This window comes from Streptomyces sp. NPDC058457, assembly GCF_042720695.1.
In the GTDB taxonomy this organism is placed as follows: domain Bacteria; phylum Actinomycetota; class Actinomycetes; order Streptomycetales; family Streptomycetaceae; genus Streptomyces.
Map to the genome: position 1 here is coordinate 46,532 of NZ_JBHXLU010000063.1, position 25,596 is coordinate 72,127.

The following is a 25,596-nucleotide window of genomic DNA, read 5'->3' on the forward strand; positions in this document are numbered from 1 at the left end:
CGGTCCCCGTACGGTCCCTGCCAGGGGCGGGAGAGCGAAGTCCCGGAATCGGCGATGCCCAGTACGGCATGAAACAATCGGATCGGCTCACCGGCAACGACAGCGAGCAGGAGACACACCACCATGCGCATCGGAGTTCTCACCGCAGGCGGCGACTGCCCCGGCCTGAACGCCGTCATCCGATCGGTGGTACATCGGGCTGTCGCACAGTACGACGACGAGGTCATCGGTTTCGAGGACGGCTTCCGGGGTCTGCTCGACAGCCACTACCGCACCCTCGACCTGGACGCCGTCAGCGGCATCCTGGCCCTCGGCGGCACGATCCTGGGCTCGTCGCGACTGGAGCGGGACCGGCTGCGCGAGGCGTGCGACCGGGCCACCGACATGGTCGAGGAGTTCGGCATCGACGCGCTGATCCCGATCGGCGGCGAGGGCACGCTGACCGCGGCGCGCATGCTGTCCGACGCGGGCCTGCCGGTCGTCGGCGTCCCGAAGACCATCGACAACGACATCTCGTCCACCGACCGCACCTTCGGTTTCGACACGGCGGTGGGTGTCGCCACGGAGGCGATGGACCGCCTGAAGACCACCGCCGAGTCCCACCAGCGGGTGATGGTCGTCGAGGTGATGGGCAGGCACGCCGGCTGGATCGCCCTGGAGTCCGGGATGGCCGCCGGCGCCCACGGCATCTGCCTCCCCGAGCGGCCCTTCGACCCCGCCGACCTGGTCAAGATGGTCGAGGAGCGGTTCGCCCGCGGCAAGAAGTTCGCCGTGGTCTGCGTGGCGGAGGGCGCGCACCCCGCCGAGGGCACGATGGACTACGGCAAGGGCGCGATCGACCAGTACGGCCACGAGCGCTTCCAGGGCATCGGCACGGCCCTGGCGTACGAGCTGGAGCGGCGGCTCGGCAAGGAGGCCAAGCCGGTCATCCTCGGGCACGTCCAGCGCGGCGGCACGCCGACGGCCTACGACCGCGTCCTCGCGACGCGGTTCGGGTGGCATGCGGTGGAGGCGGCGCACCGGGGCGACTTCGGGAGGATGACCGCGCTGCGAGGCACCGACATCCAGATGGTGCCGCTCGCGGAGGCGGTGACCGAGTTGAAGAGGGTGCCGAAGGATCGGATGGACGAGGCGGAGTCGGTGTTCTAGGGCTGGGGTTTCGCTGCCGGCTGCGGGTGCGTGGGGGCTGGTCGCGCCCACGCGGCGGAGCCGCATATCGAACACAGCCCCGCGCCCCTTCAGGGGCGCCTGTCCTCCGCTCTGTTCCAGAAGTGGGCGACGATCTCCGCCAGGAAATCCTTCCCCCTGTCCTCTGCTGAATCCGCTGTCGGGATATTGCCCCAGGCCAGGGTCGCCGTCATCTGGCCCTGGTAGCTCTCGTGCAGCTCGCGCAGCGTGTCCTCGATCAGGCGTTTGTCCAGTGGGACGACCTTGCCCACCTGCCGGACGTAGGCCTGCCAGCGGGTGGTGACCGCGCCCTGCAGCAGTTCCGCCAGTTTCTCCTCCTTGCCGGTGACGGTGATGAAGTCGGGCAGGGAGAGCCGGAGGACCTCGGCCAGGGCGGTGGACTGCCGTTCCGTGCCCTGCCACTCCTCGTCCTCCTCCATCGCGAGATAACCGAGAAGGTCGAGGCCGACCGTCAGCGCCACGTCCTCCGGAGCCAGCCCGCGCGCGATCCGGTGGTCGCGCAGAGTCCGCGGCCGGCCGATCAGTTCGCCCGGGGTGCACCACAACACGCCTGCCAGCGCGGTGAGTTCGGGACTGCTGGGGATCACCGCGCCGCGCTCCCAGGCGAGGACCAGATCGGGTGTGGCGTACGGCAGCCCGTACGAGGCCCGCAGATCGTGGGCCACATGTTCGGGTCCCATGCCGAGAGCGGCACGGAGTCTGCGGGCGGCGGGGGCGTTGAAGGGGGGACCTGGCTGGTTCGGCAGAGCTGGGGGTCGGCGCACAGCCGACAAGGTAGGGGCGGTCAGGGGTGCTGACTACGGTCCGTTCGGCCAGGAACACGGATTGTACGAACGTACGGTTTCCCTCGTACGTGTGACCTGTTCAACCCTTGACTGCGCCGCCCAGCGCGAATCCGCCTCCCAACCGCCGCGCGACCAGGACGTACAGCAGGATCACCGGAGTCGAGTAGATGACGGAGAAGGCGGCGAGCTGGCCGTAGGCGACGGTGCCGCGGTTGCCGAAGAAGTCGTTGATGCTGACCGAGGCGGGCATCTGGTCCGGCGAGAGCAGCAGCATGAACGGGACGAAGAAGTTGCCCCACATCATCACGAAGGCGAAGACGGTGACGACGGCGAGACCAGGTCCCATGAGCGGAAGCACGATCCGCACCAGCGACTGGGCGGAGTTGGCGCCGTCCGTCCACGCGGCCTCCTCCAGCTCCTTCGGCACGCCGTCCATGAAGTTCTTCATCAGCCAGATGGCGAACGGGAGTTGGGAGGCGGCGAAGAACAGGATCGTGCCCTGCATGGTGTCGATGAGGTTGATCCGCACGAACAGCGCGTACACCGGCACCATGATCGCGGTGATGGGCAGGCTGGTCGCGAAGAGGATGGAGAGCAGGAACGGCCGGTTGAGCCGGGAGCGGTAGCGGGAGAGCGGGTACGCGGCGAGGGCGGCGCACACCACGGTGAGCGCGGTGGCGCCCCCGCACAGGATCAGGCTGTTGAGCAGCGGGGTGTAGGTGATGTCGGGGGTGAGGATCGCGTCGAAGTTCCCGAAGGTGAACCCGTCCGGGATCCGCACCCGGAGATCGGCGTGCGGGTCGACGGCGGAGAGCACCACCCAGGCGAGCGGCAGCACGAAGGCGGCGGCCACGACGAGGAGCCCGAGGTCCGCGGCGAGCCGCCGGGAGCGGTGTCTGTTGCGGGGCATCGGTTTCTCTCACACCTCCGTACGCAGCAGCCGCATGTAGACGACGGAGAAGAGCGAGCCGACGAGGAGCAGCAGCAGGGCGACGGCGGTGCCGTACCCGATCATGCTGTTCTGGAAGGCCTGTTCGTACATGAAGAGGGGCAGGGTCTGGCTCCTGTCCCCCGGGCCACCCCTGGTCATCACCCAGATCAGCCCGAAGACGGAGAGCGTCTGGAGGGTGTTGAGCATCAGGTTCGTCCCGATGGACCGCCGGATCATCGGCAGCGTGATGTGCCACATCCGCCGCCAGCCGCCGGCGCCGTCGACCTCCGCCGACTCCTCGATCTCGTTCGGTATCTCGTCGAGGGCGGCGGAGTAGACGAGCATCGAGAAGGCGGTGCCCCGCCACACGTTGGCGAACGACACGGCCAGGATGGGCAGCGTGAACAGCCAGTTCTGGGACGGGAGATGGAGGAGGTCGAGGATGGCGTTGAGTGTTCCCTCCCGCCGGAAGAAGGCGTACAGCAGAAACCCGGCGACGACCTCCGGCAGCACCCACGCCGTGATCACGATCCCGCCGGTCAGCGTCCGTACCGGCTTCGACGCCCGCCGCATCAGCGCGGCGAGCGCCAGCCCCAGCGTGTTCTGCCCGACGAGCGCGGACAGCACGGTGAAGACGAGGGTCAGCCAGACGGCGTTCAGGAAGGCGTCGTCGTGGAACGCCCTGCGGAAGTTGGCGAAACCGACGAAGGAGGAGTGCGCCTGGCCGGTGAGCTGGAGGTCGGTGAAGGCGATCCAGGCGCAGTAGACGATGGGCCCGCCGAGGAAGAGGAGGAGCAGGACCAGGGCGGGGGTGAGGGGGAGGGCGCGAGCGAGGCGACGGGTGATCGCGGGGTGACTGGCTGACTGACTCACTGGGTGACCACTTGGTTGTCGGTGACGTCCTTGAGCGTCGAGTCGTAGGTACTCGCCGCCTTGTCGACCGACGCGTCACCGGTCGTCACGCTCTCCATGGCCTCCTGGATGGCGGTGGAGACCTTCGGGTAGGCCGGGTAGGCGGGTCGGTAGTGCGTACTGGCGACCAGATCGGTGAAGAACTTGATGCCCGGCTGAGCGGATGTGTACGACGGATCGCTCGCGACGTCCTTCCGCACCGCGATCCCGGAGTTGGCGATGTACCACTTCTGGGCGTTCGCCTTGGTCTGCATGGTCTTGACGAAGTCGAAGGCGAGGTCGGGGTTGGACGCCTTGCTGGGGATGGACCAGGTCCAGCCACCGGACATGCTGACCTTGCCGGGGGCCTGGCCGTGCTGGGTGGGCATGTAGGCGAGACCGAGGTCCTTGGACCAGTCCGGCCACTCGTGCCCGCTGCCCGTCAGCCAGTCCTGCGGCAGCCAGGACCCGTCGAGGTCGATGCCGAGCTTGCCCTGGGGAAGGAGCTCGCCGCGGACGGCGGTGCCGAAGTTGGGGTCGAGGGCGTCGGACACGTCCGGCCCCAGCTTGTCCTTGTACACGGTTTCGACGAAGGACAGCGCGTCCTTGAACCCCTGGCTCCCGGCGATCCACTTCTTGCTCGTCCTGTCGTACAGCGGGTCGCTGGTCCCGTCGTTCGTCCCGTACAGGAGCATCTCGAAGCCCTGCATGGTGGCGCCCTCGCCGACGGGCTTGCCCGTGTAGACGTTCAGCGGCGTGACGCCGGGTACCTTCTCCTTGATGGTCCGGGCGGCGGCGAGCACGTCGTCCCAGGTCTTCGGCTGCCAGTCGGTGGGCAGCCCGGCCTTCTTGAACACCCGCTTGTCGAACCAGAGCCCACGGGTGTCGGTCCCGTCCGGGACGCCGTACGTCTTCCCGTCCTCCCCCTGGGCGGCCGCCTTGGCGGTGTCGACGAACTGCCCCCAGTCCTGCCACTTGGCGAGGTACGAGTCGAGGGGCTTGAGATACCCGCTGGTGATGTCGGAGTTGATGAGGAAGGTGTCCTCGTAGACCAGGTCGGGCGCGGTCCGGGGCGACCGGAGCATCTGCTGCAGCTTCGTGTAGTACTCGGAGTCCGGGGCCTTGATGGGAACGAGCTCGACCTTCTTCCCCGGGTACTCCTTCTCGAACTGCTTCTTGATGTCCGCGAGATACGTGTCCATCACCTTGACGGAGTTGTCCGTGGACTGCTTGAAAGAGATCTTCACGGTGTCGGGACTGCTCCCGGATCCGCTGCCGCACGCGGTGAGGGAAGCGGCGGCGGTGACGAGGGAGAGGGCAAGGATGCTGACGGCGGTGGGGCGCACGGGCACGACCTCCTCGGCGGCCACTGCGCTGTGGCCTGGGGGTTCGTCTCTCTTGCGCTGTGAAGGTAAGTGGAGTGGTCTAGTCAGGTCAATGCGTCTGCGGGGGTTTGCTGGTTTGCTGGGGCAGGGAGAGGGTGAGGATCCCCCCATGTATTCCGTGGACCGTACAGGCGGGTTGGACGAGTACGTTCGTGAGCGGCTGCTGGCGCCGAACTTCTGGCATCTCGCGACCGTCGGGCCGGACGGTGCGCCGCAGGTGTCGCCCATGTGGGTGGACCTCGAAGGCGACCACGTCATGGTCAACACGGCGATCGGCCGCGTGAAGGAGGAGAACCTGCGGCGCAACCCCGCCGTCTCGCTCTCGCACCACGATCCGGAGAACCCCTACGACCGGGTGGAGATCCGGGGCCGGGTGGTGCGGTTCGTGGAGGGGGAGGAGGCGGAGCGGTCCATGGACCGGCTGACCCGGAAGTACATCGGGGAGGACCGGTACCCGTGGCTGTTGCCGGGGGAGCGGCGGGTGATGCTGCTCATCGCGCCGGTGAAGGTACGGCGGGTGGTCGGGGTGGAGCCGTTCCGGCGAGGCGTACTGGAGCCCTAGAGGAGGTGGTCGGCTCTGCCGGCCTTGATGTCCCGGATGAGCGTGCGGAGGGCTTCGCGGGTGTCGGTGAGGTAGGTGTCCTCCTGGCCGGCGACGGCTATGTAGGCGTTGCCTTGGGGGTCGGTGCCCAGGCGGAAGCAGTTGGCGCCCTCGCCGCAGAAGGGTTCATCCCAGGTGATGTCCGGCACGGGGTGCTCCTAGAGGTCGTCGGCGAGGATGCGGATGAAGTCGCGTGAGGCCTCGGCGCCGAGAGCCACGGCTGTGGCCGCGTCGAGTTGGGCCCGGTACTTGCCGAGCTGTGCCTCCGTGTCGATGAACTCGGGACCGTGGGTGCTGTCCAGCTCGACGGTGTCGAGGCGGGGTACGGCGGCCTCGGCGTAGACGACGGACTGCCCGGCGCCGGGGAAGCCGCCCGCCTTGAACGGGATCACCCGGACGGTGACGCTGTCGCGCTCGGACATGCGCCGCAGGTGGTCGAGCTGTCGCCTCGCCACCTTTGGCCCGCCGAACTCCATACGCAGGGCCGCCTCGTGGAGGATCACGTCGAGGGCGGGGGGCTCGGCGCGGTCGAGAACCTGCTGACGGTCCATGCGGTGGGCGGTGCGCAGGTCGATGTCGGCCGGGGCGAGGGGCGGGAAGACGGCACCGAAGACCGCACGTGCGTGCTCCTCGGTCTGGAGGAGCCCGGGCATGTGCACGGTGACCGCGATGCGCAGCCGCGTGGCGTGCCACTCCAGTTCGGCGATGTCCATGAAGCCGTCACGGAGCTGCCCCCGGTACGACTCCCACCAGCCCTTCTCGCGGCTGCCCGCCATGGCTGAGAGCGCCCTGACGAGGGCCTGGTCCGTGCAGCCGTAGTTGTCAGCGAGGGCGCGGACACGTTCGGGGCTGATGCCGGAGCGGCCGGACTCCATGTTGGGCACGTTGGTGCGTGGGACGCCCAGCAGGCCGGCGGCGTACTCCGTGGTCATCCCGGCCGCGATCCGCATCCTGCGCAACTCCTCGCCGAGGCGGCGCTGGCGTTCCGTCGGCGTGCTTCTCGGCGGCATGTGGTCCCTCGCGGCTGGCTGTTGACGGGGTCAGTCTGCCTTGAGACGGGGGGTTGGTCCACCGGTTGGTTCCGCGGAGAGTAGTACACGTACTCCTGTAATGCTCTACAGTCGGTGACGGGTCGCTTACGGATCGACGTCGCCGGAAGTGCATCGCGCGAGCCTGCCCGGGTTCGTGCGACAGGCCACCGGTGGGGTCGCGCGAGTGCCTCAAATCCCGTCTGCTGAAGAGGAGTTACTCATGGCTACGTCCTGTCCCATCGTCACGGACGACGTCTCGGAGATGGCGGCGCCCGCTCCGGACTCGCTCGCCTACAGCTTCACGTTGCCCGCGGGGGCGGCCAGTTGCCGGGTTGCGCGGGCGGCCACGCGGGTCGTGCTGAAAGTGCACGGGCTGGAGGGGCTGACCGACGCGGCCGTACAGGTGGTGAGTGAACTGGCCGCGTGCGCGTGTCGGTTCACGCCGGGGGAGGACGTGTACGTGTCGCTGCGGTACCGGGAGGACGCGCTGCGGGTGATCCTCTACGACGGGCATCCTCGGCATCGTCACCCACGGGTGGCGGAGGCCTGCGAGGTGCGGAGGCGGGCCGCGCTGCGGGTGCTGGGGTGCGTGGTGCGGGCGTGCGAGGGGGAGTGGGGGTTCGGGGAGGGGCGGGAGCCTGGGGGCGGGACGCGGATGTGGGCGGTGTTGCCGGGGTGGGGGGTTCGGGGGTGGTGAGGCGGAGCTAGTCGAGTTCGGCGGCGTAGGCGCGGGCTTGGGTGGCTTTGGCGGGGGCGTTGGCGCGGGTGTAGGCGTCGGCGGCTTGGAGCCAGCAGGAGCGGGCGTCGGCTGGGCGCTGGGCGGTCTCGTGGGTGACGGCCATGTTCTGGAGGGCCTGGCCAACCCCGAACCAGTCCTCGAACTCCTCATGGATGCTCAACGCCTCGGCATACGCCTCGACGGACTCCGCCATCCTGTCGGCATCCCCCAGGGCGATGCCGAGGCCATTCCACGCGATGGCCTCGCTGTGGCGGTCGTCGGTGGCCCGGTACAGGTCGCGGGCGCGGATGAGCGCCTCGATCGCCTCTTCCACCCGGCCCGCTTCCTCCAGGGCGTTGCCGAGATTGTTCCACGCGATGGCCTCGCGGTTGCGGTCGCCGGTGGCCCGGTGCAGGTCGCGGGCGTGGGTATGGACTTTGATTGCCTCCTCCACCTGGCCTGCCTCCCGTAGGGCGATGCCGAGGCCGTTCGATGCGATGGCCTCGCGGTGGCTGTCGCCAGCAGCCCGGAAAAGGTTGCAGGCGTGGGTGTGGGCCTCGATTGCCTCTTCCGTCCGGCCCGCTTCCCCCAGCGCGTTGCCGAGGTGGTCCGACATATCGGCTTCGCGGAGGCGGTCCCCGGCACGGCATGAGGCCTCTCGCGCCGCCCCGGCCACGGTGATCCAGTCGTCGAAGTACCGCCGCCAGCCGAGATACTCCGACAGACACACGGCCAGCCACACCGCCGTGTCCGCGAACCGCTCCTCCCGCGCCCAACCCACCGCCGCCACCAGCCCCGCCCGCTCGCCGTCAAAGCAGGCCAGCGCCGCAGCCCGGTCCCCGAACAGCTCCGGCTCCACCATCCCCGGCAGCCACCGCAGTCGGTCATCCGCCGCATCCGCCCACCGGTAGTAGAACCCCAGCACCCGCTCCCGCGCCGCTTCCCCCTCCTCCCGTAGCCCCACATCCCCCGCCACCACACCCACCCCATACGCCCGCACCAGGTCGTGCAACCGCCACCGCACCCCCGAAGCTGCCCCCTCGCCTTCCCGGACCGGCGCGACGAGATGTGTTGCGGCCAAGTCCTCCAGCAAGGACAGTGTGGTTCCCTCGTCGAGGTCGGCCAACGCGGCTACCGCCGCTGTGCCGGTCTCCGCACTCGGTGCCAGGGCCAGCAGCCGCAACAACCGAGCCTGATCAGGGGGCAGCCGGTGATATGACGTCTCCAGCACGGGCCGGAGGACAAGCGAACGGCCGTATTGGTCTGTACCCCGACTGCCGTTGTCGAGGGCGCTGGTCGGGTCCCCGGTCTTCCTGATCTCGGCGACCAGCGAGGCGATGCTTCGCGGCTGGCGTCGGCGCAGCATCGCCGCGGCGATCTGGAGAGCCAATGGCAAATGGCCGCAGAGGTCGGTCAACTCGCGTAGCGCGTTCGGTTCACGAGCGGGACGGTCGTCGCGTTCGTCCGTGTCGTGAAGGGCGCGGCTGACGAGGGCGACAGAGTCGTCCGGGTCGAGGGACTCAAGGTCGATGAGACGTACCGGCAGTGCGTCGGGGCGGTCCCGGGAGGTGATCAGCACTCGGTGGTGGTCCGTGCCCGGTAGCAGCGGCAGGTACTGGGACGGGTCCGAGGCGTTGTCCAGGATCAGCAGCATCCGGTCCTGCTGACCGGCGAGGAGCGCGCGGTACGCGTCGTATTGGCGTTCCGCGGTCGGCGGCAGATCCGTCCCCCGGACGCCGAGCGCGTCGAGGAGGGCCAGGACCGCCTGGTCCGCGGTGACGGGGGCGTCGTCGTAACCGCGCAGATCCACGAAGAGCGTGCCGCCCGGGAACCACCCCTTCGCGCGCGCCCGATGTGCCGCTTCCACCGCCAGTGCGGTCTTGCCGATGCCTCCCATCCCGGTGACCGCGAAGATCAGGAGTGGGAGGGCGTCGCCGTCGGCCCTGCCCGGGTCGAGGTGGGGCAGCAGGCGGTCCAGTTCCGCCGACCGGCCGGTGAAGCCCATCGGGCGTGGCGGCAGGGTGGCCGTCGCATGAGGGACCGGGCCGTGGACCGTGCCCTTGCCGCTAGCTTCCGGTCCGCTTGCCGATGACGGGCCCGTAGAACGTGCCGCCCCTGAAGTCGATGTGGTCGCCCCCGTACTGTCCTTGGGGATCCTCCTCGGAGTCGGAGGACTCCCGGGGCTGGTGCTTGCGCAGGACCCCCACCGCCACCGACGCGGCCCGTTCGGCGGCGAGTGTCTGTGAGCCCGAGGCGTCGGCCGCGTGTTTGTCGGCGTTGGCGAGATCGCTGATGCCGCGGATCACCAGGGCGTCCAACTGGCCGTTCAGGTGGGCCGCGTGGGCGGCGCCGGAGCCCTCCATCTCGATGGCGCAGGCGTCGTTGTAGTGGTGGCGGATGTGGGCGGCGAAGGCCGATCTGTCGTCGGCCAGGACGACGTCGCCGACGGCGATCGCCTTGCGGTGTCCTCGTACGTCCGGCATGTCCCGCAGGGCCGAGCGCGCCGCCTGCACCAGTCGGTGCGAGCCCTGCCAGACCTCGGGGCGTGCCTGAAAGCCCTCCGGTGTCTGCTTGCCGCCGTGGATGGCGTACACCTTCGTGCCGACCACGACGTCACCGATCTCGATGTCGTCCTTCAGACCGCCCGCGACGCCGACGAAGAGCACCGCCTCGGGGTCGAGCCAGTCGACGATCTGTGTGGTGAGCGAGGCGGCGGTCAGGGCGCCGACGCCCAGTTCGGCGAGCGCCACGGTCCAGGCGGTGTCCGCGAGCCGGCCGAGCTCGACCCGGGTGCCGCTCTTGGGGTGCACGATCTCCTCGGCGTCGACGAGATGGGCTCGCACGGCGTCGTACTCCTCCGGCAGGGCGGTGAGGATGACGGCTGCGGCGGTGGGACGCGGGCGCTTCGCGGGCATTTGTTTACGGTAGCGCCAAGTCGGCTGGCGCATCCGCCTGTTGGGGTGTGCCGGGATAGGAGCAGATCGGCGGGGGTATGGTCGTCCGGCTGGAGTCGGCCCGTCGGGTGGGGGAGAGCCGTATGCCGGAGCAAGGCGTCACCGTCGGGCAGTTGCTGCTCGCCGAGTACCAGACGGTCAAGGACGAGCAGAAGGCGCGGATCGGGTTCCGCGACAACCTGCTCTACGTGACGCTCGGCGTGGTGGCCGCCGTCATCGCCGCGGCGGCGCAGGCGAAGCAGGCGTCGATGCTGCTGGCGCTGCCGCCGGTGTGCGTGGTGCTCGGATGGACGTACCTGGTCAACGACGAGAAGATCTCGGCGATCGGGCTCTATGTGCGCGACGAGTTGGGGCCGAGGCTGGCGCAACTGGCCGCCGCCGACGGGGATTTCCGTACCTTCGGCTGGGAGGCGTACCACCGGACCGACGTCCGGCGGCGGACCCGCAAGACGATCCAGGCCGTGATCGACCTGACGGCGTTCTGCGCGGTGCCGTTGGCGGCGCTGGTGGTGTTCTGGGCGGGCGGGGACCGTGGTGGGTTGCTGGTCGGGCTGTCGGTGCTGGAGGCGCTCGCGGTGGTGGGGCTCGGGGCGCAGGTTCTGCTGTACACGAGGCCGGCGAGACAGGGGCGGAGCCCGGCCTGAGGCCGTACCGTTGATGCTCACGCGTCAGGGGGCATCGGGGGACGGAACGGCGCATGAGAGAGGCTTTATCAGCCTTGCTGGCGGCCCTGGCCGAGGGTGCGGGTGGGGAAGCCGGGCGGGTGCTGGCCGAGGCGGTGGATGGCTCGGGGCGGCGGCCGGAGGCGTTACGGGCTTGGGGTGACCGGGTCGCGGAACTGCTGGGCGGTGATCCGGGGGTTGCAGGTGCTGTTGCGGCTGCCATGGAGCGACATGTGCCGGGTAGTGCTGCTGCCTGGTACGGGGGTGATCACTCCGACTTCCGTGGCGGGGTGTTTCTGCGTGAGGTGGTCGGGGTTCAGGTCGTGATCCAGCAGGGCGGGGGCGCTGCGGCGCCGGAGGCGTTGGCCTCGCTGCCGCCGCGGCCCGCGGGGTTCACCGGGCGGGAGGAGGAGACGGCTGAGTTGCTGCGGGCGCTCGACGACCCCGCCGCGGTTCTTGTGACCGCTGTATCCGGACTCGGTGGCATCGGGAAGACCGCGCTCGCCGTCGAGACCGCGCATCTGGCGTGCGGGAAGGGGTGGTTCCCGGGCGGGGTGCTCTTCGTCGACCTGCATGGGTATGACGAGCAGTCGGTCAGCGCCGACCAGGCTCTCCAGTCGATGTTGCGGGCGCTCGGGGTTCCGCCAGAGCACCTTCCGGATACGGCCGATGATCGGGCGGCTCTCTATCGGTCGGTGCTCGCCGAGCGGGCGCGTGAGCGGGGGGCGCTGCTGGTACTGGCCGACAACGTTTCGTCGCCGAATCAGGTGCGGCCCTTGTTGCCGGGGGACGGTCGGCATCGGGTGCTGGTGACTTCACGCGATCGGCTACCCCAACTCGGGGCGCGGCTCGTGTCGTTGGGCCAGCTTAGGCTGAGGGAGGCACGACGGCTTCTCGAACTGGCCCTGAGGATTGCCGATCCTGAGGACAGTCGCGTGGGGAATGACCCGAATGCCGCCGGACAACTCGCCGACCTGTGTGGACATTTGCCCCTGGCTCTTCAGATCGCGGCGGCGCTGTTGGTGGAGGATCCGGGTATGCCGGTCGCGGAACTCGTCGGCGAGCTGGAGGCTTCGCATGACCGGCTCGTGCATCTCGATGACGGGGAGCGCAGCGTTCGCGCAGCCTTTGAACTGTCCTACCGTCGTCTGCCGCCTGAGCAGGCAAGGCTGCTGCGCCTGCTCGCCCTCGCGCCTGGCCCCGAGGTGAGTGACGAGGTTGCTGCCGCGTTGGTGGGGACCGATGCGCCTCCGCTGCGGGACCTGAGGGCACTTGCTCGTGCGCACCTCGTCGAGCGGGGGAGCGAGCGGGCGTGGTGGCGGTTGCATGACCTGGTGCGGGTGTATGGGGTGGGTGTGGTGGCGAGGGATGCGGGGTTGCGGGAGGAGGGGGAGGCGGCGCGGGAGCGGGTGCTGGGGTTCTACTGCCGGTGGGTGTATGCGGCGTCTGACCGGTTGCGCTGGCGGCCGGGGAGGGTGGAGCCGGAGCGGTTCGAGGACCGGGGCGCGGCGTTGGCGTGGTTGGACGGGGAGCGGCCGGGGCTGGTGGCGGCAACGGGGTGGGCGCGTGAGGATCGGTACGCGGACGCGGCGGTGCGGTTGGCTGAGCGTCTGGGGGAGTATCTGAACCGGCGGCGGTATTTTGACGACTGGGTCACCGTGGCCGGTGCGGCGCGGGAGGCCGCATACGGTGCCGGGGACCGCGACCGTGAGGCCGTCGCATGGGACTATCTCGGCATCGCCCTGCGGGTGGCGGGTCGGGTGGAGGAGGCGGTCGAGGCTCACATTTACGCGCGCGACTTGTTCCGGGCTGCGGACGATCGCCGCCGTGAGGCCATGGCATGGGACCATCTCGGCATCGCCCTGCGGGTGGCGGGTCGGGTGGAGAAGGCGGTCGAGGCTCACATCTGTGCGCGCGACTTGTTCCGGGCTGCCGACGACCGTCACCGCGAGGCCAGCTCGTGGAACAACCTGGGCGTCGCCCTGCAGGTGGCGGGTCGGGTGGACGAGGCGATTGAGGCTCACATTTACGCGCGCGACTTGTTCCGGGCTGCCGACGACCGTCACCGCGAGGCCGGCCCGTTGAACAACCTGGGCGTCGCCCTGCGGGAGGTGGGTCGGGTGGACGAGGCCATCGAGGTTTATGTCGAGGCTTTGGGCGTCTTCGAGGAGTTCGAGGACTGGTACGGGGCTGGCCAGACCCTGTACAACCTGGCCGTCGTCCACGAGGCCGCCCACCGCCCGGGCGAAGCCCGCGCCCACTACCTCCAGGCCGCCGACGCCTACACCCGAGCCAACGCCCCCACCGAAGCCGCCCAAGCCCGTACCCAAGCCGAGAGGCTCACCGCTTCCCCCACCGATAAACCAGTTCCGGCCTCCCCACCTGCCCGTACAACGGACTCCGCCCAGCCCGACCCGCCTCCACCAAATGCTCCAGGTACCGCCGAGCCGTGATCCGGGAGATCCCCACGCTCTCCGCCAGCCCGGCCGCGGTGAGCCCCTCCTTCGACTCCCGCAACGCGAGCGTCACCCGCTCCAACGTCGGCGCACTCAAGCCCTTCGGCAAGGCAGCCGGCGACGGCGCCCGCAGCGCCGCCAGGGCCCGGTCCACCTCGTCCTGGCCGCTCGCCTCGCCCGCCGCCGCCCGGAACTCCGCGTAGCGGGTCAGCCGGTCCCGGAGCGTCGCGAAGGTGAACGGCTTCAGGACGTACTGGACGACACCCAGCGACACCCCCTCCCGCACCACCGCCAGGTCCCGCGCCGACGTCACCGCTATGACGTCCGCCTGATGCCCCGCCGCCCGCAGCGAGCGCGCGAACTGGAGGCCGTGGACGTCCGGCAGGTGCAGGTCCAGGAGGAGAAGGTCCACGGGTGTTCGGTCCAGGATCCGGCGCGCCTCCGCCCCCGTGTGCGCCTTGCCCACCGCCACGAACCCCGGCACCCGGCCGACGTACATGACATGCGCGTCCGCGGCCACCGGGTCGTCCTCGACGACCAGCACCCGAATCGGCTCCCCGGTCATCAGGCCTCGCCTCCCGCCACCGACGCCCGCAACGGCAGCCGTACCTCGAACACCGCTCCGCCCTCCGGCGCCTCCGTCACCGTCAGGGTCCCGTCCAGTCGTACGACCGCCTGCCGTACCAGGGCCAGCCCCAGCCCCCGCCCGCCGGGTCCCGCCGGCTTCGTCGAGAAGCCGCGCTGGAAGACCAGCTCGGCGTGGGCGGGGTCGACCCCCGCACCCGTGTCCGTCACCCGCATCACCAACTCGGCGTCCTCCGCGTACGCGGTCACCGTCACGCGTGCCCGTACCGTCCCCTGGGCCGCGTCCACCGCGTTGTCGATCAGGTTGCCGAGGATGGTGACCAGATCGCGCGCCGACAGGCTCTCCGGTAGCAAACCGTCATCCAGCCGGCTCTCGTCCGAGACCACCAGCTCCACGCCCCGCTCGTTCGCCTGGGCGGTCTTGCCCAGCAGCAGGGCGGCGAGGACCGGTTCACTGACCGCCGCGACCACCTGGTCCGTCAGCGCCTGCGCCAGCTCCAGTTCCGCCGTCGCGAAGTCGACGGCCTCCGAAGCCCTCCCCAGCTCGATCAGCGACACCACCGTGTGCAGGCGGTTCGCCGCCTCGTGGGCCTGCGAGCGCAGCGCCTGCGTGAAGCCGCGTTCCGAGTCCAACTCGCCCATCAGGGACTGGAGTTCGGTGACGTCCCGGAGGGTGGCGACCGTTCCCCGGCGCTCTCCGCCCGACACCGGCGACGTGTTCACCACCAGTACCCGGTCCGCCGTCAGGTGCACCTCGTCCACCCGGGGCTCGGAGGCCAGCAGCGCGCCGGTCAGCGGGGCCGGCAGGCCCAGCTCGGCCACCGACCGTCCGACCACGTCCCCCTCGGCGCCCACCCCCAGCAGCTCCCGCCCCCCGTCGTTGATCAGGGCCACCCGGTACTGGCCGTCCAGCATCAGCAGGCCCTCGCGCACGGCGTGCAGTGCCGCCTGGTGGTAGTCGTGCATGTGGCTCAGTTCCGCCGCGTTCATGCCGTGGGTGTGGCGGCGCAGGCGGGCGTTGATGACGTACGTGCCCAGCGCGCCCAGCAGCAGGGCACCCGCCGCCACCCCCAGCAGCGCCGTCACCTGTTCCTGGACCCGCTGACTGATCGCCTCCACCTTGATGCCGGCGCTCACCAGGCCGACCACCCGGCCGTTGTCCAGGATCGGCGTCACCGTGCGCACCGACGCGCCGAGCGTGCCCTTGTAGGTCTCGCTGAAGGTGTGGCCCTGCTGGGCCGCCTCGATGTGGCCCAGGTAGTGCTTGCCGATCTGGGTCTGGTCGGGGTGGGTCCAGCGGATGCCCTCCGGGGTCATGATCGTGATGAAGTCGACCTCGGTGTCGCCCATCACCTGGAGGGCGTAGGGCTGGAGCTCCGCCGAAGGGTTCGCCGTGTGGATCGCCGCACGGACGGAGGGGGCGTCGGCGACCGACCGGGCCACCGCCGTCGCCTGCCGGGTCGCCGCCTCCTCCGCCTGGTGGCGGTCGCTGACGTACGTGAACAGCGCGTAACCGGCGACCAGCACCGCTATCAGCACGGCCTGCATGGCGAAGAGCTGGCCGGCCAGGCTGCGGGGGCGGGGGACGGACGGGAAACGCATGTCAGCAGTGTGCCTCCCGGGTTAAGCGCGAACTAAATGAACGGAAGGGTGACCGTCCTCACAGAACGGGAGATAGTCACGGCATCCCCACCCCCGGACGTGAGCCGCACGCCGGTGATGCCGACGAAGACGTCAAGGAGGGCAGCCGTGGCCGCAGCAAGCACCCCCGAAACGGCACCTGCCGCACCCGCAGTCAAGCGGGACCGCACCCATTACCTGTACATCGCCGTGATCGCCGCGGTGGCGCTCGGCATCGCCGTGGGCCTCATCTGGCCCGACGCCGGGGTCGAGCTCAAGCCACTCGGTACCGGCTTCGTCAATCTCATCAAGATGATGATCTCGCCGATCATCTTCTGCACGATCGTGCTCGGGATCGGGTCCGTGCGGAAGGCCGCCAAGGTCGGTGCCGTCGGCGGTATCGCGCTCGGCTACTTCCTGGTGATGTCCCTGGTCGCGCTGGGCATCGGTCTCGTCGTCGGCAACGTCCTGCACCCGGGCGACGGACTGCACCTCACCAACGCCCTCAAGGCCTCCGGACACAGCCAGGTCGACTCCGAGGCGCTCGGCCCGGTCGACTTCGTGCTGTCGATCATTCCGACCACCTTCGTCTCCGCCTTCACCGAGGGCCAGGTGCTGCAGACGCTGCTCATCGCGCTGCTCGCCGGGTTCGCGCTGCAGGCCATGGGGTCGGTCGGCCAGCCCGTGCTGCGCGGTGTCGAGCACATCCAGCGGCTCGTCTTCCGCATCCTGGGCATGATCATGTGGGCCGCGCCGATCGGTGCGTTCGGCGCGATCGCCGCCGTCGTCGGCTCCGCCGGGCTCGACGCGCTCAAGAGTCTCGCCGTGCTGATGCTCGGCTTCTACGTGACCTGCGTGCTGTTCGTCTTCGTGGTGCTCGGTGCGCTGCTGCGGATCGTGGCCGGACTGAACATCCTCACGCTGTTCAAGTACCTCGCCCGTGAGTTCCTGCTGATCCTGTCCACCTCCTCCTCCGAGTCCGCGCTGCCGCGGCTCATCGCGAAGATGGAGCACCTGGGTGTCAGCAAGGCCGTGGTCGGTATCACCGTCCCGACCGGCTACTCCTTCAACCTCGACGGCACCATGATCTACATGACCATGGCGTCGCTGTACATCGCCGACGCCCTCGGTACGCCGATGTCGGTCGGGGAGCAGATCCCGCTGCTGCTCTTCCTGCTGCTGGCCTCGAAGGGCGCGGCCGGCGTCAGCGGTGCGGGGCTCGCCACGCTGGCCGGTGGTCTGCAGTCGCACAAGCCCGCACTGGTCGACGGCGTCGGTCTGATCGTCGGCATCGACCGCTTCATGAGCGAGGCCCGCGCCCTGACGAACTTCGCGGGCAACTCCGTCGCCACCGTCCTGATCGGTACCTGGACCAAGGACATCGACAAGGCCCGGATGCAGCAGGTGCTCGCCGGTGAGCTGCCGTTCGACGAGACGACGCTGCTGGACGAGGGCGGGGCCGGGACGCCCGAGCTGCCCGAGCAGCGCGAGGAACTGGCGAAGGCGTAGTGCGCCATCGTCGTCGGCTGCGGGCCGGTGGGGGCTGGTCGCGCAGTTCCCCGCGCCCCTTACGGGGCGTTGCTCCGCAGCATCCATGAAGCCGCCGGACGTCCGGCTCGGCCTGAACCCGGGCCGGCCGTCCGGCCACCGCTCTCCGGGCGGCTGGGAACTCCCCCCGTTGCCCAGCCGCCCGGAGGCATGTCCACCGCCGACGGCCGCGCCGACCCCTCGGCCACTGCTGTCGGCCGTATCCACTAACGTGCCGTTCCTGTCCAACGGGAACGGCACATCGGTATGGGGAGGCACGGGGGATGGCGATCGACTGGGACCGTCGGCACTGCGCGCGCAAGGGGCATGTGACCTATGCCCCGGACGATCCGCGGCTGCGGATGCGGCTGCACACGCAGACCGCGGTCGGGGACGCCTGGCGCTGTCTGCGCTGCGGCGACTTCGCGCTCGGCGAGCCGCACGGCTCGGGACCGGCGGCGGACGCCCCGCTGGTGCCGCGCGGGAAGGTGCTGCGGGACCTGTTCATCCTGCGCTTCCTGGCGATCGAGCGGGCCGTGCGCGGGGTGTTCATCGTGCTGGTCGCGGTCGCCGTGTGGAAGTTCAGCAACAGCCAGGACGCGGTGCGCAGGCTCTTCAACGAGTACCTGGACACCTTCCGGCCGGTCTTCAGGCACTTCCACTACGACCTCGACCACTCGCCGGTCGTCGGCTCCATCCAGAAGGCGTTCGGCTACAAGCACTCCACGCTGCTGCTGGTGGCCGGGCTGCTGCTGGCGTACGCGCTGATCGAACTCGTCGAGGCGGTCGGGCTCTGGTACGCCAAGCGGTGGGCGGAGTATCTGACGGTGGTCGCCACCGCCGCCTTCCTGCCGTTGGAGACCTACGAGCTCACCGAGAAGGTCAGCTATCTGAAGATCGCGACTCTCGTGCTGAACATCATCGCCGTGCTCTACATCGCCCTCGCCAAGCGGTTGTTCGGGCTGCGGGGCGGGCGGAAGGCCTTCGACGAGGAGCGGCAGAGCGCCTCGCTGCTGGAGGTCGAGGAGTCCGCGGGGGTCGAGCCGAGCTTGCCCTGACGTCGGCGTCAACTCCTACTGTCGTAGGTATGCGAATCGGCGAGCTGGCCGCACGGGCCGGGACCACCACGCGTGCCCTGCGGTACTACGAGGCGCGCGGGCTGCTGCCCGCGCGGCGGGCCGGGAACGGTCACCGGACGTACGACGAGAGCGATCTGAGGCTGCTCACGCAGATCCGGACGCTGCAGGACTTCGGGTTCGAGCTGGAGGAGACCCGGCCGTTCGTGGAGTGTCTGCGGGCCGGGCATCCGGAGGGCGACACCTGTCCGGCGTCGCTCGCGGTCTACCGGCGCAAGCTGGCGGAGCTGGACTCGCTCATCGGCGAGTTGCAGGCCGTGCGGGCGACGGTCGGGGCCCAGCTGGAGCGGGCGGAGCGGGCGCGGGACGTGCTGGCCGTCGAGGCGCTGGTTCCGGGGGGTCCGGAGCCGACCTGTGAACTGGGAGGGCCCGGGCGATGAGCAAGGCGATGGGTGTGGCCGAGGTGACGGACGCGGACTTCGCGGCGGAGGTGATCGGGGCGGAACTGCCGGTGCTGGTGGAGTTCACCGCCGACTGGTGCCCGCCGTGCCGGCAGATGGGACCGGTGCTCACGGCCCTCGCGGCGGAGGAGGGCGAGCGGCTGAAGGTGGTGCAGCTGGACGTGGACACGAATCCGGAGACGACGAACGCCTACAAGGTGCTGTCGATGCCGACGTTCATGCTGTTCCGGGACGGCGAGCCGGTGCGGTCGATGGTGGGCGCCCGGCCCAAGCGGCGGCTGCTGGAGGAGCTGTCCGACGTGCTGCTCTGAACCGGCCGGTTATACGAAGAATCCCCCGAGCAATTGCGCTCGGGGGATTTCTCTGCGTATATTCAACAGTTCGTGACTTCAAGTCGAGGCGAAGTCGATGAGGTCACGAAGAAGTTCAGTGAGCAGAGTATATCCGGGCGGGAGTGGAATTGTCAAACACCGAATTTCCGGACGATGAATTGCGTCACGAGCAGGAATTCATCGACGGACTGTACGCACGGGTGGACGCACTGCGCGGCGACACCGAGGACTCGGTCGCGGACGCCCTCGCCCTCGGCGACAAGCCGATGCAGGCCCGCCTGGAGCGGGACATCCTGGTCGCCGAACGCTCCGGGCTGCTCGCCGCGCTGAACGCCGTGGACGGGTCGCTGTGCTTCGGGCGCATCGACCTGACCTCCGGCACGAAGCACCACATCGGGCGGATCGGGCTGCGCCTGGACGACGCCGAGCGCACCCCCGTCCTCGTCGACTGGCGCGCCGAGGTCGCGCGCCCCTTCTACCTGGCCACCGGCCACACCCCGATGGGCCTGCGGCGGCGCCGGCACATCGCCACCGACGGCCGCCGGGTCGCCTCCCTGCACGACGAGATCCTCGACCTCGGCGACCGGGAACGCACCGGCCACGAGGACCCGTCCGGCGACGCGGTGCTGCTCGCCGCGCTCGACTCGGCCCGCACCGGCCGGATGAGCGACATCGTGCAGACCATCCAGGCCGAGCAGGACGAGATCATCCGGGCGCCGTACCGCGGGGTCCTGGTGGTCGAGGGCGGGCCGGGTACGGGAAAGACGGCGGTCGCGCTGCACCGCGCCGCCTTCCTCCTCTACGAGTACCGGGAACTGCTCGCCAAGCGCGCCGTGCTGATCGTCGGCCCCAACCCGGCCTTCCTCGGCTACATCGGCGAGGTGCTGCCCTCGCTGGGCGAGACGGGTGTGCTGCTGGCGACGGTCGGCGAGCTGTTCCCCGGCGTGAAGGCGACCGCCGCCGACACCCCCGAGGCGGCCGCCGTGAAGGGCCGCGCCGACATGGCCGACGTGCTGGCCGCCGTCGTACGCGACCGGCAGGCGCTGCCCGACCCGGTCGTCACCGTCGAGCACGACCGTGAGGTGCTGATGCTCGACGACGGCCTGGTGAACATGGCCCGCGAACGCACCCGCGCCGCCCGGCTCCCGCACAACGTGGCCCGCGAGCACTTCGAGGGCCACATCCTCAACACCCTCACCGACCTGTACGCCGAACGCGTGGGCACCGATCCCTTCGACGGCAGCAGCCTGCTCGACGCCTCCGACATCACCCAGATCCGCGACGAACTCGCCGAGAACCCCGAGGTCTGGTCCGCCATCGACCAGCTGTGGCCGCGGGTGACCCCGCAGCGCCTGGTCGCCGACTTCCTCGCCGGTCCCGAGGGTTACGTGAGCGACGAGGACGCGGCCGCGATCCGCCGCCCGGTGACGCGGACCTGGACGGTCTCGGACGTGCCCCTCCTCGACGAGGCGGCGGAGCTCCTCGGCGTGGACGAGCGGGTCGCCCGGGCCCGCGCCGAGCGTGAGCGCGAGACCCAGATCGCCTACGCCCAGGGCGTCCTCGACGTCTCCTACGCCTCCCGCACCTACGAGTTCGACGACAAGGAGGACAGCGACCCCGACTCCTCCGAGGTGCTGTCCGCGCACGACATCATCGACGCCGAGCGGTTCGCCGAGCGCCAGGAGGAGGAGGACTTCCGCAGCGCGGCCGAGCGGGCGGCGGCCGACCGCACCTGGGCGTTCGGGCACATCATCGTGGACGAGGCGCAGGAGCTGTCGCCGATGGCGTGGCGGCTCCTCATGCGGCGCAGCCCGACCCGCTCGATGACCCTGGTCGGCGACCCGGCCCAGACCGCGGAGGCGGCGGGCGTCGGCTCCTGGGCGGACATCCTCCGGCCGTACGTGGAGGACCGCTGGGAGCACACCCGCCTCGCCGTCAACTACCGCACCCCGTCCGAGATCATGGACCTCGCCGCGGCCGTGGTCCGCGCCGAGCACCCGGACTTCGAGCCCCCGAGCTCGGTCCGCTCGACGGGTGTACGGCCGTGGGTGCGCTCGACCGACGACCTTCCCGGCGCCGTCGAGAAGGCCGTCGCCGAACTCACCCCCACCGAGGGCCGGCTGGCCGTGATCGCCCCCCGCGAACTCCACCGCTCCCTCGCCACCCGCCTGGACGGCGTCACGGCCGGCACCGACCCCGACCTGACCCAGGCCGTCGTCCTCCTCGACCCACGCCAGGCCAAGGGCCTCGAATTCGACTCGGTCCTGGTGGTCGAACCGGCCCGCTACGGCACCAGCGACCTGTACGTGGCACTTACCCGGGCGACTCAGCGGCTGGGGGTGCTGCACACCGGCTGCCTGCCGGCCGGGCTCAGGCAGGCCGCAGCCACACCGTAGCCAGCGGGGGCAGGGTCAGGCGGATGCTCGCGGGGCGGCCGTGGCTGCCCTGCGGCTCCGGTTTGACCGGGTCGGGGTTGGTGACGCCGCTGCCGCCGTACCCGGCCGCGTCCGTGTTGAGGGTCTCGTGCCAGGCGGGGATCTCGTCCGGGACGCCGAGGCGGTAGTCGTCGCGGACCACGGGGGAGAGGTTGGAGACGGAGAGGAGAGGCGTGCCCTCGGCGTCCAGGCGGAGGAACGCGAAGACGTTGTCCTCGGCAGCGTCTCCCGCGATCCACTGGAAACCGTCGGGTGCCGTGTCCCGCTGCCAGAGGGCCGGGGTCGCGCGGTACACCGTGTTCAGGTCGCGGACCAGGTCGCGCACGCCCCGGTGGTCCGCCTCGGCGCCGTACTCCGGGTCGAGCAGCCACCAGTCGGGGCCGTGCGCCTCCGACCACTCCGCGCCCTGGGCGAACTCCTGGCCCATGAAGAGGAGCTGCTTGCCGGGGTGGGCCCACATGAAGGCCAGGTAGGCGCGGTCGTTCGCACGCTGCTGCCACCAGTCGCCGGGCATCTTCGAGACGAGCGAGCGCTTGCCGTGCACGACCTCGTCGTGGGAGATGGGCAGGACGTAGTTCTCGCTGTACGCGTACACCATCGAGAAGGTCATCTCGTGGTGGTGGAACCTGCGGTGCACCGGCTCATGGGACATGTATTCGAGGGAGTCGTGCATCCAGCCCATGTTCCACTTCAGTCCGAAGCCGAGCCCGCCGCCGTCGGTGGGGCGGGTCACGCCCTCCCAGGCCGTCGACTCCTCGGCGATCGTCACCACACCGGGCGCCCGCCGGTAGACCGTCGCGTTCATCTCCTGCAGGAACGCCACCGCGTCCAGGTTCTCCCGGCCGCCGTGCTCGTTCGGCGTCCACTGGCCCGGCTCGCGGGAGTAGTCGAGGTAGAGCATCGAGGCGACCGCGTCCACCCGCAGCCCGTCGATGTGGAACTCCTCGCACCAGTACACGGCGTTCGCCACCAGGAAGTTGCGCACCTCGCGGCGGCCGAAGTCGAACTCCAGGGTGCCCCAGTCGGGGTGGGCGGCCCGGAGCGGGTCCGCGTGCTCGTACAGGGGCCGCCCGTCGAACTCCGCCAGCGCCCAGTCGTCCCGCGGGAAGTGCGCCGGCACCCAGTCCATCAGCACCCCGATGCCCGCCCGGTGCAGGGCGTCGACCAGGTACCTGAAGTCGTCGGGGGTGCCGAGCCGGGCCGTCGGCGCGAAGAAGCCGGTGACCTGGTAGCCCCAGGAGCCGCCGAAGGGATGCTCGGCGACCGGCATCAGTTCGACATGCGTGAAGCCCAGGTCACTGACATAGGCGGGCAGTTGCTCGGCCAGGTCGCGGTAGGTCAGGCCGGGGCGCCAGGACGGCAGGTGCACCTCGTAGACCGAGAAGGGGGCCTCGTGGACGGGGGTGTCGGCCCGGTGCGTCATCCACTCCGCGTCGTCCCACTCATGACGCGAGACAGTCACGATCGACGACGTGTGCGGCGGCACCTCCGTACGCCGGGCCATCGGATCCGCCCGCAGCGTGCGGGAGCCGTCCGGGCGGGTGATGTCGAACTTGTACAGCTCGCCCTCGCCGACGCCCGGCAGGAACAGCTCCCAGATCCCGGAGGAGCCGAGCGAGCGCATCGGATACCCGGTGCCGTCCCAGAAGTTGAAACCGCCGGCCAACCGCACGCCCCGGGCGTTCGGCGCCCACACCGAGAACCGGGTGCCCGGCACGCCCTGGTGGGTCGTCGGATGCGCGCCGAGCGCCTCCCACAGCCGCTCGTGCCGGCCCTCGCCGATCAGGTGCAGGTCCAGGTCGCCGAGGGTGGGCAGGAAGCGGTACGCGTCCTCGGTCTCCTGGACCGTCCCCTCGTACGCCACCAGCAGCCGGTAGTCCGGCAGGTCGGAGACGGGGAGCAGGGCGGAGAAGAAGCCGTCGCCGTCGTCGTGCAGTTCGGCCCGCAGGTCCTGCCCCTCCTTCCCCGCGACGGCCGTCACCGCGCGGGCGTACGGGCGGAACGCGCGGACGGCGGTCCCGCCCGGGACCGGATGCGCGCCCAGCACCGAGTGCGGGTCGTGATGAGTGCCGTGCAGCAGCCGGTCACGGTCGTCTGCGGCCAGGGGCACGGGGTTCTTGGAGGTCACGGACGCGTCTCCCGGGGATCAGGTCGGGTCGGAGGTGGCGAGGCGGCGTACCGCCGACAGCGGGACGGGAAGCCAGTCGGGGCGGTGCCGGGCCTCGTAGACGACCTCGTAGACGGCCTTGTCGGTCTCGTAGGCCCGCAGCAGGACGGGATCGGTGCGCGGGTCGACGCCGGCGATCTCGGCGTAGCCGGAACAGTAGGCCGCCCGGCACCGCCGTGCCCAGCCGGGGGCCGCCGGGGTCACCGAGTGGGCCGCGTAGTCGAAGGAGCGCAGCATCCCGGCGATGTCCCGCACCGGCGGCTGCGGCATCCGGCGCTCGGCCAGCGGCCGGGCCGGCTCCCCCTCGAAGTCGATCAGCGACCACTCCCCGGACGTTGCCCGCAGGCACTGCCCCAGGTGCAGGTCGCCGTGGACGCGCTGGGCGGTCCAGGTGCGGCCCTCCGCGGCCAGGTCGGCCAGCGCGGTGTAGGCGGACCGCAGCCCGTCCTCGTACGGCCGCAGCGCCGGTACCGCCTGCACGGCCGCCGCCAGCCGCTCGGTCATGCCCGCGACCTGCGGCTCCAGTTGACTGTGCCCGAGGGTGACGGTCGGCAGCGCCCGGGCCAGCGCCGTGTGCACCTCGGCGGTGGCCCGCCCCAGCGCCCGCGCCTCGGCCGTGAAGTCCTCGCCCTTGGCCAGCTCGCGCAACGCCAGCTCCCAGCCGTCGGTCGCGCCGCGCACGAAGGGCTGGAGGACGGCCAGGACGTACGGCTCCCCGCCCAGCTCCGCCCGTAGCCAGGCGGTCGGGGCGGGCACCCGGGCGCAGCCCTCGCGGGCCAGTGCCAGCGGTATCTCCAGGTCGGGGTTGACGCCGGGCACGACCCGGCGCAACAGCTTCAGGATGAACGTATCTCCGTAGACGACCGAGGAGTTGGACTGCTCGCCGGTCATCAGCCGGGCCACCAGCCCGTCGCGTATCTCCCGGCCCGGGTCGCGCTCGAAGCGCAGTCCGCCGATGCGGGCCCGGGTGCGCAGGGCCTCCAGGAGCACCTCGGCGGGCCGGGGGTCGTACAGGGCGTCGTAGACCGTGTGCCCGGCCAGCGGGCCGTCCGTCACGTGTCCGATCAGCGCGGGCGCCAGCCGGGGCGGCAGCGCCTCGCGCACGCCTATGAGGAGCTGGTAGCAGTCGCCGGCCTCGGCGGGGGCCGGCGGCTGGTGGGCGCGGACCAGCAGGTGGTGCAGGCCCAGCCGGCCGTCCGACGGCAGGAGTTCGGTCTCGGCCACCGGGGAGAAGCCCGTGACCGGGCTGCCCTTGCCGGCGAACCAGCGCTGCCGGGGCAGCCACTCGCGCAGCAGGGGGTCGAGCGAGGCGAGGAGAGCGGGCGTGGAGGGGCTGACCGTTTCCGCCATGGCGGTACGTCCTTTCCCCGGTCGTCGGGGGCGTTAGTGATGCGTGCCCCGGGCGGGCGGTAGGAAACCAACCGGCGCCGCCCGGGGTGGACTGTGCGTGATCGCTCCGCTGGGTGTGCGGTTCTTCGACTGCGGGCCGGTGGGGGCTGGTCGCGCAGTTCCCCGCGCCCCTTTGGGGCGCGGTTCCGGCTAGGTCGTTTCCGCGCGCAGCCGGAACCAGTAGAAGCCGTGCCCGGCCAGGGTCAGCAGGTACGGCAGCTCGCCGATCGCCGGGAACCGCACCCCGCCGAACAGCTCCACCGGATGCCGGCCGTTGAACCGCCTGAGGTCCAGCTCCGTCGGCTGCGCGAACCGGGAGAAGTTGTGCACACAGAGGACGAGGTCGTCCTCGTACTCGCGCAGGAACGCGATCACTGCCGGGTTGGAGGACTGGAGCTCGGT

Annotated in this window: 23 protein-coding genes; 10 read left to right on the forward strand and 13 right to left on the reverse strand. The window is 70.5% G+C overall.

The annotated features are described in order from the left end of the window. The first annotated feature begins 123 nt into the window (after positions 1–123). Positions 124–1,149, forward strand: coding sequence for an ATP-dependent 6-phosphofructokinase (locus tag ACFWPS_RS36800; RefSeq protein WP_383713524.1), 1,026 nt, complete (start codon positions 124–126; stop codon positions 1,147–1,149). An 89-nt stretch (positions 1,150–1,238) separates the two neighbouring features. On the opposite strand, the gene ACFWPS_RS36805 is transcribed toward ACFWPS_RS36800, so the two are convergent. The 4 genes from ACFWPS_RS36805 to ACFWPS_RS36820 form a co-directional block, all read right to left on the reverse strand. Beyond that, on the reverse strand, positions 1,239–1,952 hold the full coding sequence (locus ACFWPS_RS36805; RefSeq protein WP_383713527.1) for an XRE family transcriptional regulator: 714 nt from the start codon (positions 1,950–1,952) through the stop codon (positions 1,239–1,241). 100 nt (positions 1,953–2,052) lie between these two features. Further along, positions 2,053–2,883, reverse strand: a complete 831-nt coding sequence (locus ACFWPS_RS36810; protein WP_383713529.1) for a carbohydrate ABC transporter permease — start codon at positions 2,881–2,883, stop codon at positions 2,053–2,055. A 9-nt stretch (positions 2,884–2,892) separates the two neighbouring features. Next, positions 2,893–3,777: a carbohydrate ABC transporter permease gene (locus ACFWPS_RS36815; RefSeq protein ID WP_383713532.1), complete on the reverse strand. Its 885-nt coding sequence runs from the start codon at positions 3,775–3,777 to the stop codon at positions 2,893–2,895. Next, positions 3,774–5,147: an extracellular solute-binding protein gene (locus ACFWPS_RS36820; protein ID WP_383713535.1), complete on the reverse strand. Its 1,374-nt coding sequence runs from the start codon at positions 5,145–5,147 to the stop codon at positions 3,774–3,776. Before ACFWPS_RS36820 ends, ACFWPS_RS36815 begins: the two co-directional genes overlap by 4 nt. A 142-nt stretch (positions 5,148–5,289) precedes the next feature. Between ACFWPS_RS36820 and ACFWPS_RS36825 the strand changes: the two genes are divergently transcribed. Further along, complete coding sequence (locus ACFWPS_RS36825) at positions 5,290–5,742, forward strand: PPOX class F420-dependent oxidoreductase (RefSeq protein WP_383713538.1); 453 nt, start codon at positions 5,290–5,292, stop codon at positions 5,740–5,742. Here ACFWPS_RS36825 and ACFWPS_RS36830 read toward each other — a convergent pair. Then, a complete protein-coding gene (locus ACFWPS_RS36830; RefSeq protein ID WP_383713541.1) occupies positions 5,739–5,930 on the reverse strand; it encodes a hypothetical protein in 192 nt (63 codons plus the stop codon). The genes ACFWPS_RS36825 and ACFWPS_RS36830 overlap by 4 nt on opposite strands. A gap of 9 nt (positions 5,931–5,939) precedes the next feature. Next, on the reverse strand, positions 5,940–6,791 hold the full coding sequence (locus ACFWPS_RS36835; RefSeq protein WP_383713543.1) for a helix-turn-helix domain-containing protein: 852 nt from the start codon (positions 6,789–6,791) through the stop codon (positions 5,940–5,942). Positions 6,792–7,032: 241 nt separating this feature from the next. Here ACFWPS_RS36835 and ACFWPS_RS36840 point away from each other — a divergent pair, with 241 nt between their 5' ends. Then, positions 7,033–7,509 carry an ATP-binding protein gene (locus ACFWPS_RS36840; protein WP_383713545.1) on the forward strand — a complete coding sequence of 159 codons (477 nt, stop codon included), beginning with the start codon at positions 7,033–7,035 and terminating at the stop codon, positions 7,507–7,509. A gap of 7 nt (positions 7,510–7,516) precedes the next feature. On the opposite strand, the gene ACFWPS_RS36845 is transcribed toward ACFWPS_RS36840, so the two are convergent. Beyond that, positions 7,517–9,427: a tetratricopeptide repeat protein gene (locus ACFWPS_RS36845; protein WP_383713583.1), complete on the reverse strand. Its 1,911-nt coding sequence runs from the start codon at positions 9,425–9,427 to the stop codon at positions 7,517–7,519. Positions 9,428–9,596: 169 nt separating this feature from the next. Beyond that, positions 9,597–10,445: a 5'-methylthioadenosine/S-adenosylhomocysteine nucleosidase gene (locus ACFWPS_RS36850; protein ID WP_383713548.1), complete on the reverse strand. Its 849-nt coding sequence runs from the start codon at positions 10,443–10,445 to the stop codon at positions 9,597–9,599. Positions 10,446–10,567: 122 nt separating this feature from the next. Here ACFWPS_RS36850 and ACFWPS_RS36855 point away from each other — a divergent pair, with 122 nt between their 5' ends. Beyond that, positions 10,568–11,128, forward strand: a complete 561-nt coding sequence (locus ACFWPS_RS36855; RefSeq protein WP_383713551.1) for a hypothetical protein — start codon at positions 10,568–10,570, stop codon at positions 11,126–11,128. Positions 11,129–11,181: 53 nt separating this feature from the next. Then, positions 11,182–13,599, forward strand: coding sequence for a tetratricopeptide repeat protein (locus ACFWPS_RS36860; protein WP_383713553.1), 2,418 nt, complete (start codon positions 11,182–11,184; stop codon positions 13,597–13,599). Here ACFWPS_RS36860 and ACFWPS_RS36865 read toward each other — a convergent pair. Together ACFWPS_RS36865 and ACFWPS_RS36870 are read right to left on the reverse strand one after the other, a co-directional pair. Continuing rightward, positions 13,487–14,167: a response regulator gene (locus ACFWPS_RS36865; RefSeq protein WP_383713556.1), complete on the reverse strand. Its 681-nt coding sequence runs from the start codon at positions 14,165–14,167 to the stop codon at positions 13,487–13,489. The genes ACFWPS_RS36860 and ACFWPS_RS36865 overlap by 113 nt on opposite strands. After that, positions 14,167–15,789 carry an ATP-binding protein gene (locus ACFWPS_RS36870; protein WP_383713559.1) on the reverse strand — a complete coding sequence of 541 codons (1,623 nt, stop codon included), beginning with the start codon at positions 15,787–15,789 and terminating at the stop codon, positions 14,167–14,169. The genes ACFWPS_RS36865 and ACFWPS_RS36870 overlap by 1 nt, the downstream gene beginning before the upstream one ends. Before the next feature lie 117 nt (positions 15,790–15,906). Here ACFWPS_RS36870 and ACFWPS_RS36875 point away from each other — a divergent pair, with 117 nt between their 5' ends. From ACFWPS_RS36875 to ACFWPS_RS36895, 5 genes are all read left to right on the forward strand, one after another. Then, entirely contained in the window at positions 15,907–17,316 is a 1,410-nt protein-coding gene (locus ACFWPS_RS36875) for a cation:dicarboxylate symporter family transporter (RefSeq protein ID WP_383713585.1), read from the forward strand. Positions 17,317–17,618: 302 nt separating this feature from the next. Further along, positions 17,619–18,392, forward strand: coding sequence for a DUF2127 domain-containing protein (locus tag ACFWPS_RS36880; protein WP_383713561.1), 774 nt, complete (start codon positions 17,619–17,621; stop codon positions 18,390–18,392). A gap of 29 nt (positions 18,393–18,421) precedes the next feature. Further along, positions 18,422–18,850, forward strand: a complete 429-nt coding sequence (locus ACFWPS_RS36885) for a MerR family transcriptional regulator (protein ID WP_383713564.1) — start codon at positions 18,422–18,424, stop codon at positions 18,848–18,850. Next, a complete protein-coding gene (locus ACFWPS_RS36890) occupies positions 18,847–19,182 on the forward strand; it encodes a thioredoxin family protein (protein WP_383713567.1) in 336 nt (111 codons plus the stop codon). Before ACFWPS_RS36885 ends, ACFWPS_RS36890 begins: the two co-directional genes overlap by 4 nt. A gap of 179 nt (positions 19,183–19,361) precedes the next feature. Beyond that, entirely contained in the window at positions 19,362–21,599 is a 2,238-nt protein-coding gene (locus ACFWPS_RS36895; RefSeq protein WP_383713569.1) for a HelD family protein, read from the forward strand. Here the strand turns inward: ACFWPS_RS36895 and glgB are convergent. From glgB to ACFWPS_RS36910, 3 genes are all read right to left on the reverse strand, one after another. After that, the gene (glgB, locus tag ACFWPS_RS36900; protein ID WP_383713572.1) at positions 21,574–23,766 is read right to left on the reverse strand and encodes a 1,4-alpha-glucan branching enzyme; all 2,193 of its coding nucleotides are present in this window, start codon (positions 23,764–23,766) and stop codon (positions 21,574–21,576) included. The two genes, ACFWPS_RS36895 and glgB, sit on opposite strands and share 26 nt — an antisense overlap. 18 nt (positions 23,767–23,784) lie before the next feature. Next, positions 23,785–25,155 (reverse strand): maltokinase, encoded by a 1,371-nt coding sequence (locus tag ACFWPS_RS36905; protein WP_383713574.1) that lies wholly within the window; start codon positions 25,153–25,155, stop codon positions 23,785–23,787. A 189-nt stretch (positions 25,156–25,344) separates the two neighbouring features. Then, on the reverse strand, positions 25,345–25,596 hold a 252-nt coding region (locus ACFWPS_RS36910; RefSeq protein WP_383713577.1), incomplete at its 5' end, for an alpha-glucosidase C-terminal domain-containing protein.

Excerpts from the sequence above, each read along its gene's own strand:
- ACFWPS_RS36800 (WP_383713524.1), top strand. The coding sequence starts at position 124 with ATGCGCATCGGAGTTCTCACCGCAGGCGGCGACTGCCCCGGCCTGAAC.
- ACFWPS_RS36810 (WP_383713529.1), bottom strand. The coding sequence starts at position 2,883 with ATGCCCCGCAACAGACACCGCTCCCGGCGGCTCGCCGCGGACCTCGGG.
- ACFWPS_RS36825 (WP_383713538.1), top strand. The coding sequence starts at position 5,290 with ATGTATTCCGTGGACCGTACAGGCGGGTTGGACGAGTACGTTCGTGAG.
- ACFWPS_RS36835 (WP_383713543.1), bottom strand. The coding sequence starts at position 6,791 with ATGCCGCCGAGAAGCACGCCGACGGAACGCCAGCGCCGCCTCGGCGAG.
- ACFWPS_RS36840 (WP_383713545.1), top strand. The coding sequence starts at position 7,033 with ATGGCTACGTCCTGTCCCATCGTCACGGACGACGTCTCGGAGATGGCG.
- ACFWPS_RS36845 (WP_383713583.1), bottom strand. The coding sequence starts at position 9,427 with ATGGGAGGCATCGGCAAGACCGCACTGGCGGTGGAAGCGGCACATCGG.
- ACFWPS_RS36850 (WP_383713548.1), bottom strand. The coding sequence starts at position 10,445 with ATGCCCGCGAAGCGCCCGCGTCCCACCGCCGCAGCCGTCATCCTCACC.
- ACFWPS_RS36855 (WP_383713551.1), top strand. The coding sequence starts at position 10,568 with ATGCCGGAGCAAGGCGTCACCGTCGGGCAGTTGCTGCTCGCCGAGTAC.
- ACFWPS_RS36860 (WP_383713553.1), top strand. The coding sequence starts at position 11,182 with ATGAGAGAGGCTTTATCAGCCTTGCTGGCGGCCCTGGCCGAGGGTGCG.
- ACFWPS_RS36865 (WP_383713556.1), bottom strand. The coding sequence starts at position 14,167 with ATGACCGGGGAGCCGATTCGGGTGCTGGTCGTCGAGGACGACCCGGTG.
- ACFWPS_RS36870 (WP_383713559.1), bottom strand. The coding sequence starts at position 15,789 with ATGCGTTTCCCGTCCGTCCCCCGCCCCCGCAGCCTGGCCGGCCAGCTC.
- ACFWPS_RS36875 (WP_383713585.1), top strand. The coding sequence starts at position 15,907 with ATGCCGACGAAGACGTCAAGGAGGGCAGCCGTGGCCGCAGCAAGCACC.
- ACFWPS_RS36880 (WP_383713561.1), top strand. The coding sequence starts at position 17,619 with ATGGCGATCGACTGGGACCGTCGGCACTGCGCGCGCAAGGGGCATGTG.
- ACFWPS_RS36885 (WP_383713564.1), top strand. The coding sequence starts at position 18,422 with ATGCGAATCGGCGAGCTGGCCGCACGGGCCGGGACCACCACGCGTGCC.
- ACFWPS_RS36890 (WP_383713567.1), top strand. The coding sequence starts at position 18,847 with ATGAGCAAGGCGATGGGTGTGGCCGAGGTGACGGACGCGGACTTCGCG.
- ACFWPS_RS36905 (WP_383713574.1), bottom strand. The coding sequence starts at position 25,155 with ATGGCGGAAACGGTCAGCCCCTCCACGCCCGCTCTCCTCGCCTCGCTC.